We start from the raw sequence: 13,402 nt of genomic DNA on the forward strand, positions 1-13,402 counted from the left end.
CCTTTGTCTTCTTTTCAGCGTGATCAAAAACCTTGGCAGCCCTAGGAAGGACGAGCATCGGAGCGCAGGACTGACAAAGAATGCGAGGGTTTGTCTGCGCGCTGGGTTTCACGTTCATTTACACTTTTTCTTCAAGTATACCATGTTGATATTGAATGTCCTCATATGTGAATACTTCATTTTTTTGAGGATATAATTGTTTCACAACCGGAGTGGGCTGTTGATTAAAATTCATACTCAAACTTTGATTGGAGTAGTGTCCAGCCGGATCAATATAAAACTTGTAATCAATGACTCTTTCTACATCAATTTCAGCGTACGCAATTCCCTCTGTTTCAGCTGGAACCATATCACTGATCGGTTCCCCATCCGGCCCGTAAATGCACGTATGCCCGCTCTTAAATGTTTCAAAGTAATCTCTTTGCTCCTGCGTTAAGCAAATCATCTCTTTCATTTCTTCCGTATATATAGATGAAGTCATCAGCACAAATGTCTGTGTCGCGATGGCATAATATCTGCTTGAAATTTCATCGTCAAAATAACCTGGCCAAGAGGCTACATGTACCTGCTCATTTTGGGCATTCATCGCCATAAGATCAAGTGGAACTTGATGCTCCCAGCACATTAATCCGCCAAGGTTTCCAATGTCAGTTTGAAACACCGGCATCATACTTCCACTTCCGTCCCCCCAAATGAGTCTTTCTGCTACAGAAGCTCTCATTTTCCGATGTTTTCCAATTAAATCCCCATTCGGATTAAACCAAAGCTGAGCTAAATAGAGAGAGCCGCCATCTTTTTCACTGCATGATATACAAACGTACGTTTCATTTCTTTTTGCTGCCTCACTGATCTTTTGAATGGCTAAGCTAGGGATTTCAACTGCATTTTTATATAATTCATGATAGAACTTTCTCGTGTATTCTGGATGACCAATAAAAGCAAACCAAGGATAACCAGGTAAAAATGCTTCTGGGAATGCCACAAGCTTTGCACCATTTGAAGCTGCCTCGTCGATCAGTTCACATGATTTCTCAACGGTTGCTTCCAAATTTAAGTAGACAGGTGCTGCTTGTACCGCAGCTGCTCGAAACTTTGGGTAAATACTTGTCATATTCAAAACCTCCATTTCTTTTCATCCCCCTCATTATAGGATAGGAAATATGAAGTTTGGATGACATTTACTATTTTATACAAAATAAGGAATTTTATTTAATAGAGAAAACACGTGGTTCTGTTAGACATTTAACCATGTGTATAGTACACTGTGAGTAATGAAATGGATGTGATAATCATGATTATTGATACATTCAATGAAGTCTTTTTCCTTGTTGAATTCTTTACGATTATTCTTCCAGCGCTGACGGCCATCGGCATTGCGTTTTTACTAAAAGACTGCCGTATGAACGAACACCTTGGTGGACATCGTTTGGAAGAGTTGGACGCATCTTGCTTGAATCGAACAGACTTTCTGTTTATCATATATGATCGCATTACAACTTGGATTAGTAAAGTCATTCGAATGAAAAGATCATCTAATGATGATGAAGACCATTCGCTTCCTCTCACTAATTAAATTTTTTAATCATGAGGAGGAAACGAATTGAAACGTTTATTGACTGTTTTTACGACTTTATGTTTGATGATGATTGCGTCACCTGCATTTGCAGCGAGTGCGCAAACGAATACGAGCTCTGATGGGTTTTTCCATCATTATTTTGTTCAGCCTTTTTCTGAGCTGATCATTTGGCTTGCGAACTTTTTCCATGATGATTATGGTTTATCCATTATGTTCGTCACCTTGATTGTCCGCCTGCTGATTTTCCCGCTTTTTGCGAATCAATTTAAGAAGCAAAGAGTCATGCAGGAAAAAATGGCACTGGTGAAACCTCAGATTGACCAAATACAAAGCAAATTGAAGAAAACGAAAGATCCTGAAAAACAAAAAGAACTGCAAATGGAAATGATGAAAGTATATAAAGAGAACAATGTGAACCCGCTGGCAATGGGCTGTCTGCCTATGCTGATTCAAATTCCAATTGTTCTTGGCTTTTACTCAGCAATCCGCTCAACACCTGAGATCGCAACTCATACGTTCTTATGGTTTAACTTAGGACAAACCGATTTATTGGTGGCAGTCTTTGCAGGGGCTATGTATTTCTTGCAATTTTATGTCACGCAAAAATATGCGAAGCAATCAGGCACCCAGACAGAGGCTGCGCTGAAGCAAGCGAAAGTAATGGGCATGATTTTCCCAATCATGATGCTGTTTCTTTCAATTAATGCACCCGCTGCTCTTCCTTTATACTGGATGACAAGCGGACTACTACTCACGATTCAAACGATTATTTTAAATGTCATGTACCAAAAATCAAAAACGAAAGCTGCGGCTAACGAACAAGCCAAACCAGCTGCTGAATAAAAATAAACCCCTTATCTAAAGATAAGGGGCTCTTCATTATGCCAACTCTTCTTTCAACCGGTCTGGCAATTGATCGAGGTCCTCAATTTTCCCAAGGAACTTATTTGGGTCCACTTGCAAAATCATTTTGTTTTCTCTCTCCACAACGCCGAAGAAATATTCAGAGGCCTTCGTGTTCATATGAAATGGCTTGATCTCGCTCTGCTCGATATCGATGATATCTTTTGCATCTGAGACAAGACAGCCAATCATTTGATCGTTAACTTCAAATAACAGCACCTTTGACTGCTCGTTCACATCAAGAGGCTTTCCGTGAAGCATCACGCCTGTATCACTGACAGGAATGACCTCTCCTCTTAATGACATCAGGCCTTTAATTTCTTTTGGAAGATTCGATACTTCTTGTAAGTAAGGGACCTTTTCAATCGAACGAATATGCTCTACACTGATGCCAAACTCCTCTTGTCCCACCTGAAAAATAATAATCTTTTGCGTGCTCACAGAGTCTCCTGCCTTTACGATGGATTTGTCGTTTCTTCGATAATGGCGAGAACCATTTCAGCTGTTTTGACTAATTCTTCAATCGGCATTTTCTCATTTTTCGTATGAATATCTTCATATCCAACAGCTAGGTTGACAGTTGGGACGCCGTTGCCTGCAATGACGTTTGCATCACTGCCTCCGCCGCTCGTCTGCAGTTCTGAAGGACGGCCAATTTTTTCTGCCGCTTTTTTCGCCACTTCTACGACTTGATCGCCGTGTGAGAATTTGAAGCCTGGATACATGATGTCAATTTGTACATCGGCACTTCCGCCCATTTCTTTAGCGGTTTTTTCAAAGGCTTCTTTCATCTTCGCTACTTGAGCTTCCATTTTTGCTGGTTCTAAAGAGCGTGCTTCCGCCAAAATATCAACTTGATCGCACACAATATTCGTTTGTGTTCCGCCTTCAAAACGTCCGATATTCGCCGTTGTTTCTTCATCAATCCGGCCAAGCGGCATACTGGCAATTGCTTTAGATGCAATGGTAATCGCAGACACACCTTTTTCAGGCGCGACACCTGCGTGAGCTGTTTTTCCGTAAATCGTTGCGCGTACTTTTGCCTGTGTTGGTGCAGCTACGATAATCGTACCGACCTTACCATCTGAATCAAGGGCATAGCCGTATTTCGCTGTCATCAAATTCGGATCTAACGCTTTTGCTCCAACAAGTCCTGATTCCTCACCTGCTGTGATAACAAATTCAATCGTCCCGTGCGGTAAATTTTTCTCTTTCAGCACGCGAATCGCTTCAAACATAGCAGCAAGTCCTGTTTTATCGTCAGCGCCAAGAATGGTTGTTCCATCTGTTTTCACATAGCCGTCCTCAATGACTGGTTTTACGCCATTCCCCGGTACAACTGTATCCATATGAGAAGTGAAATAAATCGTATCTGCCTCTTGATTTCCTTCTAATGTGCAGATAAGGTTGCCTGCGCCGTGGCCTGTTACCGCTTTTGAATCGTCTTCAACCACTTTTAGACCAAGCTGCGAGAATTTTTCTTTTAGGACTTCAACAATTTTCTCTTCGTGTTTTGTTTCTGAATCAATCTGAACTAATTCTAAAAATTCGTCTAGTAAGCGTTTTTCATTGATCATAATGATGCTCCTCCTCTTATAGCGGCATGTTGCCATGCTTTTTTAACGGTCTATCTTCTTCCTTACTGCGAAGCACATCAAATGAGCGGATCAATCGCTCTCTCGTTTCAGCTGGCATGAAAATATCGTCTATCAGACCTGCCTGAGCCGCTTTCCATACACTTGGTTTGTTCTCAGGCTCGCGCGAAGCAGGATGAACGATTTCGTCTGCGAACGTTTTCCCCATGACATCAATTTCGGCCTCTGGCCATGCATAAACAAAGTCAGCGCCTAAGCCCTTACTATTCATTGCGACATATGCACCGCCAAACGCCTTTCTTAAAATCACAGTGATTTTTGGAACGGTTGCTTCAGCGTACGCATATAAAAGCTTTGCCCCATGGCGGATAATTCCCGCATGCTCGGCTTTCTCCCCTGGTAAAAAACCAGGAACGTCCACAAGGGTTAAGATCGGAATATGAAACGCATCGCAAAATCGAATAAACCTGGCCGCTTTATCGGCAGCATCAAGATCAAGGCTGCCTGCCAGCACCTTTGGCTGATTGGCAACAACACCAATGGAGGCTCCTTGTAGTCTGGCGAAACCAGTGACAATATTTTTTGAGAAACAAGGCTGCGTTTCAAAGAATGAGTCTGGATCGGTTATCGCTGTCACCACTTGTTTGACATCATAGGTGCGTGATGGATCCTTTGGCAGGATGCTGCCTGGATCGGCGGAATCATGCTTTCGTGCTTCAGCGTGCATGACAGCCTGCTGTTTTGTTTGTATGTACGTTAAAAGAGTGCGAACTGCTTTTAACACGTCCTTCTCATCTTTCCCAGTATAGTGCACATTCCCGCTTGTCTGATGCTGAACACTTGCACCGCCAAGACGGTCAGGACAGACCGTTTCTCCTGTTGCCTTTTCTATTACTTTCGGACCAGTTAAAAACATATGAGCTGTTTGCTCTGTCATGAAGACAAAATCAGTCAATGCAGGAGAATAGACTGCACCTCCAGCACATGAGCCTAAAATAACAGATATTTGCGGGATTCGACCAGAGTACAGCACATTCCGTTTAAAAATCTGTCCGTATCCTTCTAATGATACCACACCCTCTTGAATTCTCGCACCACCTGAGTCTTTTAGACCGATGACCGGCATCTGATTTTCAGCTGCAAGGTCCATTAAAGAGACAATTTTTTTGGCATGCATTTCGCCTAATGAGCCCCCATATACGGTTGCATCTTGTGCATAAACACAGACAGGCTTACCATGAATGAGTCCCGTTCCAATGACGACACCGTCACCAACATGCTCTGACAGACCGCCTGTTGCAAATGACTGAATTTCCATCAGGCTGCCCTCGTCAAGAAGTTCATGCAGCCGCTCTCGCACCGTCAGCTTTCCTTTGCTTCTGTGAGCGGCTGCTCGTTTTTCGCCGCCGCCCATTAACGCTTTATTCCGCCATTCAGTCAAGTCATTGAACGATTCATTCATCGCAATGTTTCTCTCCTTTCAAGGACCCGCACAATTCAAATAACACACCTGACGTTTCTTTAGGTGAAATAAAGGCAATCTGCTTTCCGCTGGCGCCCATCTGTGCTGTTTTTTGGAGAAGCTGCATGCCAAGGTGATCGAGACGGCTAAGATCCATTTGAATGTCATCTGACTTTAACGCAATATGATGGAGCCCCTCTCCTCTTTTTGTTAAAAAGGTATGTAGTTTACTGCGGGCTGAGATGGGCTCAATTAATTCAATGTGCAGATCATCAAGTAAAGCGAAGGACGCTTTAATCTCCTGCTCAGGAATCTCTTGTATGTCTGAAAAATGCCAGTTAAATAGCTGATGAAGCGTTTGAGATGTTTCTTTAATAGAAAAGACGGCAATGGCAATATGATCGATTTGGTTCATCCGTTCACTTCCTTTGCTGATCACTTGTCGCATATGAAAAAACCAGATAAAATAAAGACAAGTGCGCTTGTCGCAAAAATCTTCGGTTATAGGGGTGCGATATGTCTCAAAAATTCATGAAATTTATGGTATTGCTTATGATTAGCCTGCTGTTAGTTTCTTCACTTTTAGCAGGAGCAGCAGCCTTTTTATAAGGTTTGAATAAAAGCAGACAAGCAGGTGATTCGCGATATCAACGAATGGCCTGTTTGTCTTTGGCAAGCTTTTCAAAAGAATCGCTTGAGGTTGTAATCCATACCTTTGTACCAATTGGAAGCTGATCAAACAATCGCTCTACATCTTGATTATGAAGCCTTACACAGCCTGCTGTGATAAATTTCCCAATCGAAGTTTCGTCACTCGTTCCATGAATTCCGTAGGTTCTTCCATCTGTTCCTCGTGCATCGAATCCAATCCATCTTCGCCCAAGAGGATTATTCTTCGCACCGCCTTCAATATTCTTTCTTCTGTAATAGGGATCTTTCGCTTTGATCATAATCGTAAATTCACCTTCTGGCGTTAAATCTGCTGTTTTTCCTGTAGAGGCAGGATATACTTTTTGAATTTTCCCTTGATCAATAAAGGCAAGTTCATTTGTTTGTTTATTAATAATGACAAATGGGTCACCTGGCAGCGGGTTTTGTCCAAGCGGCCAGATTGGTGAAAGGGACATGGTCAGTACGGTATAAAATAAAAGACGCATAGGCTCCTCCTTTTTCATTAGATTGACCAATGAAGGAGGAACTCATGCGTCTCTATTCTTTCATCCCTTTAAAATAGCTTTTCAGTACTAAATATTGTTCCATTTCACCGAGGAAATGAAAGAGTGCCGCTCTTGCCTCAAATTCTTCTCGTGTTTGCGGGAGCGGAAGTGCATCGAACTCTTCTTTCATATCAATGAGACGTCTTAAAAACTTATGCGCTGTGTTCCCTGGGTGAATATGTTCGCGTAAGTCTCTAATGTATTCTGCAATGATTTGTCCATGCTCCGTTGTGACGGAAATCGACGTAATTTTAGGCAGCACACGCTCAATGATTTCAAATTGCTTTTGTCTCATGTTGAAATAATGATAGTACAGGTTTTCATGTCTTAATACATGGTTTTCAACATCACGATATGCGAGAGCTTTTGCTTCTTTAATCAATTGATGTGTCTCTGGTATTTCTTTTCCTGTCCAGTCTTGTTTCCCTGTCATTAAGTATTGCTCGATTTCCTCAAAGATTTTAGCAAAGTTGGCTTCAATCTGTTCGCTGTAGCGTTTGAGCTTTTTATCAACACTTGGCATATAGAGGTTCATAATCAGCGCTACCCCAACACCAATGGTAATCAGCAGCAGTTCATTCCAGATGAGATGCAGGGTAATCCCGCCAGACATGTATAAATGGAGGATGATGACTGAACTTGTGACAATCCCTTCTTTAATTCGAAGCAGAACCGTTGTCGGAATAAAGACAAGCAGCATCAAACCGATCACAAAAGGATGATACCCAATCAGATCGAAAAATAAATAAGAAAATAAAATGGCAAGACTGCAAGCTGCAAAGCGGGCTCCCGATGCTAACAGGGATCTTTTCTTTGTCACCTGAATACAAAGGATCGTAATAATCCCGGCAGCTGAATAATTTTGCAAGCCAAGCAATTGTGCAATATAAATAGCGATCGCTGTTCCTAATGCTGTTTTCAGCGTTCGGTAGCCGATTTTAAACATGATGTGATTCACTCTTTTCTGTCTTGTTTCCATTCACTTTTGTGAAATGATGAACTTTTTTTACTTTCCCCATTATAATCAAAAAAAGAAGGAGATGTTAAGTCTCCTTCTCTTATTTCTTTATAATATTTTTTGTAAGAAGTCTTGCGCACGCTGTGAAGACGGTGATTCAAAAAATTGTACAGGGTTTGCATCCTCTACAATTTTCCCATCATCCATAAAGATCACGCGGTCAGCCACTTCTTTTGCAAAGCCCATTTCATGTGTGACGATGACGAGTGTCATTCCAGATTGAGCCAGCTCTTTCATGACCTCTAATACTTCCTTGACCATTTCTGGATCTAGGGCTGACGTTGGTTCGTCAAACAGCATAATGTCTGGTGTCATCGCAAGCGCACGCGCAATCGCCACACGCTGCTTTTGACCGCCGGACAAACGGTTCGGGAAATCATCTTTTTTCTCTAAAAGCCCTACCTTTTTGAGCAGGTCTTCAGCTTGTTTGATGCTGTCTTCCTTCGATTGATTCTTCACATTCATTGGCGCATACGTGATATTTTCCAGCACCGTTTTATGCGGGAACAGATGGAAATGCTGAAATACCATTCCGATGTTCTCACGCACTTTTAGTGCATTCGTTTTTGGGTTGGTGATTTCGGTGTCCTTAATCGTAATGACACCAGAAGTCGGCTTTTCAAGTAAATTGATGCAGCGAAGGAACGTCGATTTTCCTGAACCAGATGGTCCAATGACCGCAACAACTTCCCCTTCTTTAATGGTGGTGTCGATCCCCTTTAAAACTTCATTTTTACCAAAAGATTTTGTGAGTTTCTCTATTTTAATCATTTGATTTTAACTTCCTTTCCACCGATTTGCCGACAAAGGTGAGAACAAGCACGATGACATAATAGATAAGACCCGCAAAAATAAGCGGTTCAAGATAATTATACGTAACGGCCCCTGCTTGATAGGCTCGTCTCATGACATCCCCCAGTCCGATGACTGTTACAATCGCTGATTCTTTTGTCAGTGTAATCGTTTCATTCACAAGTGCAGGTGAAATATTTTTAAACGCCTGCGGAAGCAATAAGTCCTTCATCATTTTAGCATAAGGGATGCCTAAAGCAACGGCCGCTTCTTTTTGACCTTTATCAATGGCATTAATACCCGCACGAATAATTTCAGATACGTATGCCGCCGAGTTGAGTGAAAATGCCGCTACAGCAGCCCAGTATTGGTCGATTTGAAACCCAAGAAGCTGAGGCAGACCAAAATAAATAATGAGCAATTGAAGCACAAGCGGTGTGCCTCGGAAAATTGACGTATAAAAATCTGCAAGCCAAATGAGCGGTTTAAACACACTAATTTTACAAAGCGTTAATAAAATTCCTAAGATAAATCCAAGTAAAAGGGATACCACTACTATAGAAAGCGTGACCTTAAGTCCTTCTAGAATAAAGGGCATCTGAGGTATTACATCTTTAAAATCAAACATGACATTCTCCTTTTTTCTGCCTTCATACAAAACAGGAAAAAAGTTCAACATGAGTTGAACTTTTCAGCGCTTTTCTACTTGATTTTCTTGAATGACGCTGATCCTTTTCCTGACTTACTTTTCATCAGCAAACCATTTTTTAATTAATTTATCAAGTTCGCCATTATCTTTCATTTCTTTTAATGATTTATTAAATTTCGCTGTTAAGTCGCTGTTTTTCTTGAATGCAATGGCTGAACCTTCGTTTGAGCTGTTCAACCCAAATGCTTGGAAGTCTTTTTCCTTTTTCAAGTAACCAGCAGCTACTTTATCTTCAATAATTGCTGCATCAAAACGGCCTGCTTTAATCTCTTGAATGATATCAGAAATTTTATTACGGTCTTCAACTGTTAGGTTATATTTCTTTTGCAGTCCATTTGCTTCATCCTGTTGAATGGAACCTAATTGAACGCCGACTGTTTTGTCTTTTAAATCTTTCTCTGCCTTAATACCGCTAGATTTCTTTGATACAACCAAGTTTTTAGCATTGTAATAAACATCAGAGAAATCAACTTGCTTTTTACGTTTTTCTGTAGGTGTCATTCCTGCAAGGACAATATCAGCTTTGTTTGTTTTAAGGGCTGATACAAGGCTAGCAAAGTCCATATCTTGAATTTCTAGCTTGTAGCCGTTCTTTTTCGCTAGTGCTGTTGCAAGATCTACATCAAAACCGACAATTTTATCTCCGTCTTTTGATTCAAATGGCGGATAATCTGCTGATGTCGCCATAACGAGTGTCTTGTCATCTCCTGATGCGTTTGAATTATTAGAAGAAGTTCCGCATGCTGCGAGTGCAGCTGCAAGACCAGCTGTCATAAGTAATAATAACCACTTTTTCATATGATGATGCCTCCCAGTATTTAAAATCATGTAATGATTTGAATATTTATTCACTATAATGTATTTTAAACACTTTCTTTTTAAGATGCAATAGTATTTTGCTAAAATTATTTTGATTCTATTGTCTTATAAAACAAAAAACAGACCGATCTAAAGACCGGACTGCTTTATATTTATTCATTCAAACGTCATATGTTAGATTTCTTCGCAATGCTCATCAAAAGCGGCTTGTAGTTTTGAAACGACTTCCATTGGCTCGTGCCCTTCAATTTCATGACGCTCGACCATTTTGATGATTTTTCCATCTTTTAATAAGGCGAAAGATGGTGAAGATGGCGGGAAGCCTTCAAAGTATTCACGCGCTCTTGCTGTTGCCTCTTTGTCCTGCCCAGCAAATACTGTCAGCAATTGATCTGGACGCTTATCGTAATGAACAGAATAGCCGGCAGCTGGTCTTGCAATACCGCCTGCACAGCCGCATACTGAATTCACCATGACAAGTGCCGTTCCTTTTTTAGTCAGTGCTTCGTCTACTTCTTCAGCTGATGTGAGCTCAGTGTAACCTGCCTGCTTAATTTCTTCTCTCGCTTGTTTCACAATATCATTCATAAATAAATTAAAATCAATATTCAAGTTCGTCCACTCCTTTTGCGTACCATAACCATTTTAACTCCATCATATCAAGGAAAACGCCTGCGGGCAAATGTGTTGTCTTTTCCTTCGCGTCTTTTTCCGAACATCGTTTATGAGCTGTCAAATTGGGGAAAAGTGATGATAAAGAGACGAAAGGGAGAACTGCGTGATGGCACAATTTAAAAAAGCGATGCTCATTTATAATGGAAATGCCGGACAAAAAAACATGGAAAAAACACTCGGTCAAACAGTGCCTCTTCTTTCTCTACATATTGATGAACTCATTTTGAAACCAACAAAGCAGCCAAATGATGCTTATGATTTCTGCCGTCAAATTGATGAAACGGTGGAATTGCTCATCATATTAGGCGGAGACGGTACCGTGCATGAATGCATGAACGGTATTGGCAGCTTAGAAAAAAGGCCCGCTGTAGCGATATTGCCAGGCGGGACATGCAATGATTTTTCTAGAACACTAGGTATTCCTCAACAAGTGCAGAAAGCCGCTCAAATGATTGTAGACGGCAAAGAGAAAAAGGTTGACTTAATCAAAGCAGAAGATCGATACGTGTTAAACTTTTGGGGAATTGGGCTGATCGCAGACACGTCCAACAATATTAACGACAAGGAAAAAGCCGTTCTCGGCAAAATCAGCTACTTCACAAGTGCGCTGCGCACCTTGCAGCAAACAGATCCTTTTCACGTACGTATTGAGACAGAAGAGGAAAGCTGGGATGAGGAAGCTGTCATCGTTCTTGTCATGAATGGACATTTTATCGGTACAAATAGAATTGATTTGCCTCATGCAGCCATTGATGATGGAAAAGCAGAAATCTTAATTTGCAGAAATACGAGTTTCTCTGCTTTAAAAGAAATCTTCTCAATGAACCGTGAAGAGCTGGAGGATTTCACCGGCGATCTGTCTCTCATTCAAGCGTCCAGTATTTATATCCACACAAAAGAGGAAATGGATGCTGATACAGATGGTGAGGTTTATATGACAGCCCCTTCTTCTTTAGAAGTGTTAAAACAGCATTTGACCTTTATTGTTCCAGCAGAATAAAAAAATGCCCGACATCATTTTGATTCGGGCGTTTTTTTGATATATCGTCTGTATAAATATTCAAGTGCATATCCAAGAAGCGTCCCGGCGAGAAGTGATATTCCTAAAAAGCTATTGGCTGCTCCTTTAAATCCGCCGACAATCAGCAGACAGTACACGATTTGAATGATTGAAACGATCGATATGATAAGCAGTAATCGTTCAGGATGATTGCGTGATTTAGAAATGTACCGCAGAAAAGCGAAGGCAATCGCTGTGATAAACATGAGACCAATCGTTAGAAAAGCAAAAAAATCTAGTCCAGACATATCATCGCTCCTTTCTCCTAGATGTGGAAATCCCCCTCTCATGCCGGGAGGGGGAAAATATTGTTTTAATAAACAGATGTCTGCTCGTCGATGCCTTCAAGGATTTGTTTAATTCGCTGAAGGAATCTGCCGCATACAAGCCCATCTAGTACTCTGTGATCTAATGAAAGACAAAGATTGACCATGTCTCTTGCCGCAATCATTCCGTTTACTATCATTGGACGCTTCACGATCGATTCTACTTGTAAAATCGCCGCTTGCGGATAATTAATGATTCCCATTGATTGTACCGAACCAAATGATCCCGTGTTGTTGACAGTGAAGGTACCGCCTTCCATATCACTTTGCTTAAGCGTTCCTTGTCTCACCTTAGACGCCAGCTCATGAATTTCTTTGGCAATGCCCTTAATGGTCTTTTCATCCGCATCCTTAATGACTGGAACAAAAAGCGCGTCATCTGTAGCGACAGCAATCGAAACATTGATTGCTTTCTTTTGCACAATTTTATCTCCGGCCCACATGCTGTTCATTTCAGGGAATTCCTTTAAGGCCTGAGCCACTGCTTTGACAAAGAACGCAAAGAACGTCAAGTTAAAGCCTTCTTTTGCTTTAAACTGATCCTTCAGCTGATTTCTTCTTGTCACTAGATTTGTCACATCGACTTCCATCATCGTCCATGCATGCGGAATTTCATGTTTGCTTCTCAGCATATTGGCTGCAATTGCCTGACGGATCGGCGTGACTGGCAGCTCAACATCACCAGGCATAGAAGGGACGGCAGGTGCCGCTTTTGCTTGAGATGGCTGCGCAGGCTCCGGTTGAACAGCACGTTCATTGACAGGTGCTGTCTTCTCTTTGACGCCGCCGTTTTCAATGAGCTGCAGCAAATCTTTTCTAGTGATTCGGCCGCCTGCTCCTGTACCTTGAACAGCCGCTAAATCAATGCTATGCTCATCTGCTAAACGAAGAACGGCTGGAGAATAACGTTTCTTTTGACTTTGATTCTCATTTGTTTGATCTGCTTCAGGCGCTTCGCTTAGCTCAGGTGCTGCTTCTTCTTTCACACTCTGCTGCTCGCTTCCTTCTATCTCAATTTCACAGAACACTTCTCCTACTTGCAGCGTTTCGCCTTCCTCAGCCGATAGCTTTGTAATCGTTCCTGTAAAAGATGACGGAACTTCTGCGTTCACTTTATCTGTCATGACTTCCGCAATCGGATCGTATTTATTCACATGATCGCCAGGTGAAACGAGCCATTTGCTAATGGTTCCTTCTGTTACACTTTCACCTAGCTGAGGCATTTTCATTTGTTCAATTGCCACTTTGAA

At 41.6% G+C, this 13,402-nt stretch carries 17 protein-coding genes; 4 read left to right on the forward strand and 13 right to left on the reverse strand.

From position 1 onward, the window contains the following. Positions 1-118 precede the first annotated feature (118 nt). Positions 119-1,111, reverse strand: a complete 993-nt coding sequence (locus MHB41_RS10930) for a carbon-nitrogen hydrolase family protein (protein WP_034280773.1) — start codon at positions 1,109-1,111, stop codon at positions 119-121. A gap of 180 nt (positions 1,112-1,291) precedes the next feature. Between MHB41_RS10930 and MHB41_RS10935 the strand changes: the two genes are divergently transcribed. Both MHB41_RS10935 and MHB41_RS10940 read left to right on the forward strand, forming a co-directional pair. After that, positions 1,292-1,573: a hypothetical protein gene (locus MHB41_RS10935; protein WP_024422910.1), complete on the forward strand. Its 282-nt coding sequence runs from the start codon at positions 1,292-1,294 to the stop codon at positions 1,571-1,573. A 66-nt stretch (positions 1,574-1,639) separates the two neighbouring features. Beyond that, complete coding sequence (locus MHB41_RS10940) at positions 1,640-2,419, forward strand: membrane protein insertase YidC (RefSeq protein WP_046312291.1); 780 nt, start codon at positions 1,640-1,642, stop codon at positions 2,417-2,419. A 36-nt stretch (positions 2,420-2,455) separates the two neighbouring features. Here the strand turns inward: MHB41_RS10940 and MHB41_RS10945 are convergent, their stop codons facing one another. Genes MHB41_RS10945 through mce form a run of 4 tightly spaced genes read right to left on the reverse strand, consistent with a single transcriptional unit; the run spans position 2,456 to position 5,951 of the window. Next, positions 2,456-2,920: a chemotaxis protein CheW gene (locus tag MHB41_RS10945; RefSeq protein ID WP_024422912.1), complete on the reverse strand. Its 465-nt coding sequence runs from the start codon at positions 2,918-2,920 to the stop codon at positions 2,456-2,458. Positions 2,921-2,934: 14 nt separating this feature from the next. Continuing rightward, positions 2,935-4,056 carry a tripeptidase T gene (locus tag MHB41_RS10950; RefSeq protein ID WP_061109329.1) on the reverse strand — a complete coding sequence of 374 codons (1,122 nt, stop codon included), beginning with the start codon at positions 4,054-4,056 and terminating at the stop codon, positions 2,935-2,937. A 16-nt stretch (positions 4,057-4,072) separates the two neighbouring features. Next, the gene (locus MHB41_RS10955) at positions 4,073-5,536 is read right to left on the reverse strand and encodes an acyl-CoA carboxylase subunit beta (protein WP_101676889.1); all 1,464 of its coding nucleotides are present in this window, start codon (positions 5,534-5,536) and stop codon (positions 4,073-4,075) included. Beyond that, positions 5,529-5,951 (reverse strand): methylmalonyl-CoA epimerase, encoded by a 423-nt coding sequence (mce, locus tag MHB41_RS10960; protein WP_340900166.1) that lies wholly within the window; start codon positions 5,949-5,951, stop codon positions 5,529-5,531. Before mce ends, MHB41_RS10955 begins: the two co-directional genes overlap by 8 nt. A 101-nt stretch (positions 5,952-6,052) precedes the next feature. On the opposite strand from mce, the gene prli42 reads away from it, so the two are divergent. After that, a complete protein-coding gene (gene prli42 / locus MHB41_RS10965; protein WP_149126490.1) occupies positions 6,053-6,145 on the forward strand; it encodes a stressosome-associated protein Prli42 in 93 nt (30 codons plus the stop codon). Between the two features lie 38 nt (positions 6,146-6,183). Here the strand turns inward: prli42 and MHB41_RS10970 are convergent, their stop codons facing one another. The 6 genes from MHB41_RS10970 to MHB41_RS10995 form a co-directional block, all read right to left on the reverse strand. Continuing rightward, complete coding sequence (locus tag MHB41_RS10970; protein ID WP_034280283.1) at positions 6,184-6,693, reverse strand: L,D-transpeptidase; 510 nt, start codon at positions 6,691-6,693, stop codon at positions 6,184-6,186. A gap of 52 nt (positions 6,694-6,745) precedes the next feature. Continuing rightward, complete coding sequence (locus tag MHB41_RS10975; RefSeq protein WP_024422917.1) at positions 6,746-7,699, reverse strand: aromatic acid exporter family protein; 954 nt, start codon at positions 7,697-7,699, stop codon at positions 6,746-6,748. Positions 7,700-7,819: 120 nt separating this feature from the next. After that, positions 7,820-8,542, reverse strand: coding sequence for an amino acid ABC transporter ATP-binding protein (locus tag MHB41_RS10980; protein ID WP_034280282.1), 723 nt, complete (start codon positions 8,540-8,542; stop codon positions 7,820-7,822). Further along, the gene (locus MHB41_RS10985) at positions 8,535-9,191 is read right to left on the reverse strand and encodes an amino acid ABC transporter permease (protein WP_024422919.1); all 657 of its coding nucleotides are present in this window, start codon (positions 9,189-9,191) and stop codon (positions 8,535-8,537) included. Before MHB41_RS10985 ends, MHB41_RS10980 begins: the two co-directional genes overlap by 8 nt. Before the next feature lie 114 nt (positions 9,192-9,305). Continuing rightward, a complete protein-coding gene (locus tag MHB41_RS10990) occupies positions 9,306-10,070 on the reverse strand; it encodes a transporter substrate-binding domain-containing protein (RefSeq protein WP_024422920.1) in 765 nt (254 codons plus the stop codon). A gap of 195 nt (positions 10,071-10,265) precedes the next feature. Then, positions 10,266-10,703, reverse strand: coding sequence for a BrxA/BrxB family bacilliredoxin (locus MHB41_RS10995; RefSeq protein WP_024428021.1), 438 nt, complete (start codon positions 10,701-10,703; stop codon positions 10,266-10,268). Positions 10,704-10,872: 169 nt separating this feature from the next. On the opposite strand from MHB41_RS10995, the gene MHB41_RS11000 reads away from it, so the two are divergent. Beyond that, the gene (locus tag MHB41_RS11000; protein WP_340900165.1) at positions 10,873-11,766 is read left to right on the forward strand and encodes a YegS/Rv2252/BmrU family lipid kinase; all 894 of its coding nucleotides are present in this window, start codon (positions 10,873-10,875) and stop codon (positions 11,764-11,766) included. A 14-nt stretch (positions 11,767-11,780) separates the two neighbouring features. On the opposite strand, the gene MHB41_RS11005 is transcribed toward MHB41_RS11000, so the two are convergent. Both MHB41_RS11005 and MHB41_RS11010 read right to left on the reverse strand, forming a co-directional pair. Beyond that, positions 11,781-12,074, reverse strand: a complete 294-nt coding sequence (locus MHB41_RS11005; protein WP_024428019.1) for a YesK-like family protein — start codon at positions 12,072-12,074, stop codon at positions 11,781-11,783. Between the two features lie 65 nt (positions 12,075-12,139). Next, a complete protein-coding gene (locus MHB41_RS11010) occupies positions 12,140-13,396 on the reverse strand; it encodes a dihydrolipoamide acetyltransferase family protein (RefSeq protein WP_327831506.1) in 1,257 nt (418 codons plus the stop codon). Between the last annotated feature and the right edge of the window lie 6 nt (positions 13,397-13,402).

Source organism: Bacillus sp. FSL H7-0578 (genome assembly GCF_038630855.1).
Classification (GTDB): domain Bacteria; phylum Bacillota; class Bacilli; order Bacillales; family Bacillaceae; genus Bacillus; species Bacillus safensis.

Excerpts from the sequence above, each read along its gene's own strand:
- MHB41_RS10930 (WP_034280773.1), bottom strand. The coding sequence starts at position 1,111 with ATGACAAGTATTTACCCAAAGTTTCGAGCAGCTGCGGTACAAGCAGCA.
- MHB41_RS10935 (WP_024422910.1), top strand. The coding sequence starts at position 1,292 with ATGATTATTGATACATTCAATGAAGTCTTTTTCCTTGTTGAATTCTTT.
- MHB41_RS10940 (WP_046312291.1), top strand. The coding sequence starts at position 1,640 with ATGATGATTGCGTCACCTGCATTTGCAGCGAGTGCGCAAACGAATACG.
- MHB41_RS10950 (WP_061109329.1), bottom strand. The coding sequence starts at position 4,056 with ATGATCAATGAAAAACGCTTACTAGACGAATTTTTAGAATTAGTTCAG.
- MHB41_RS10955 (WP_101676889.1), bottom strand. The coding sequence starts at position 5,536 with ATGAATGAATCGTTCAATGACTTGACTGAATGGCGGAATAAAGCGTTA.
- mce (WP_340900166.1), bottom strand. The coding sequence starts at position 5,951 with ATGAACCAAATCGATCATATTGCCATTGCCGTCTTTTCTATTAAAGAA.
- prli42 (WP_149126490.1), top strand. The coding sequence starts at position 6,053 with ATGTCTCAAAAATTCATGAAATTTATGGTATTGCTTATGATTAGCCTG.
- MHB41_RS10970 (WP_034280283.1), bottom strand. The coding sequence starts at position 6,693 with ATGCGTCTTTTATTTTATACCGTACTGACCATGTCCCTTTCACCAATC.
- MHB41_RS10975 (WP_024422917.1), bottom strand. The coding sequence starts at position 7,699 with ATGTTTAAAATCGGCTACCGAACGCTGAAAACAGCATTAGGAACAGCG.
- MHB41_RS10980 (WP_034280282.1), bottom strand. The coding sequence starts at position 8,542 with ATGATTAAAATAGAGAAACTCACAAAATCTTTTGGTAAAAATGAAGTT.
- MHB41_RS10985 (WP_024422919.1), bottom strand. The coding sequence starts at position 9,191 with ATGTTTGATTTTAAAGATGTAATACCTCAGATGCCCTTTATTCTAGAA.
- MHB41_RS10990 (WP_024422920.1), bottom strand. The coding sequence starts at position 10,070 with ATGAAAAAGTGGTTATTATTACTTATGACAGCTGGTCTTGCAGCTGCA.
- MHB41_RS11000 (WP_340900165.1), top strand. The coding sequence starts at position 10,873 with ATGGCACAATTTAAAAAAGCGATGCTCATTTATAATGGAAATGCCGGA.
- MHB41_RS11005 (WP_024428019.1), bottom strand. The coding sequence starts at position 12,074 with ATGTCTGGACTAGATTTTTTTGCTTTTCTAACGATTGGTCTCATGTTT.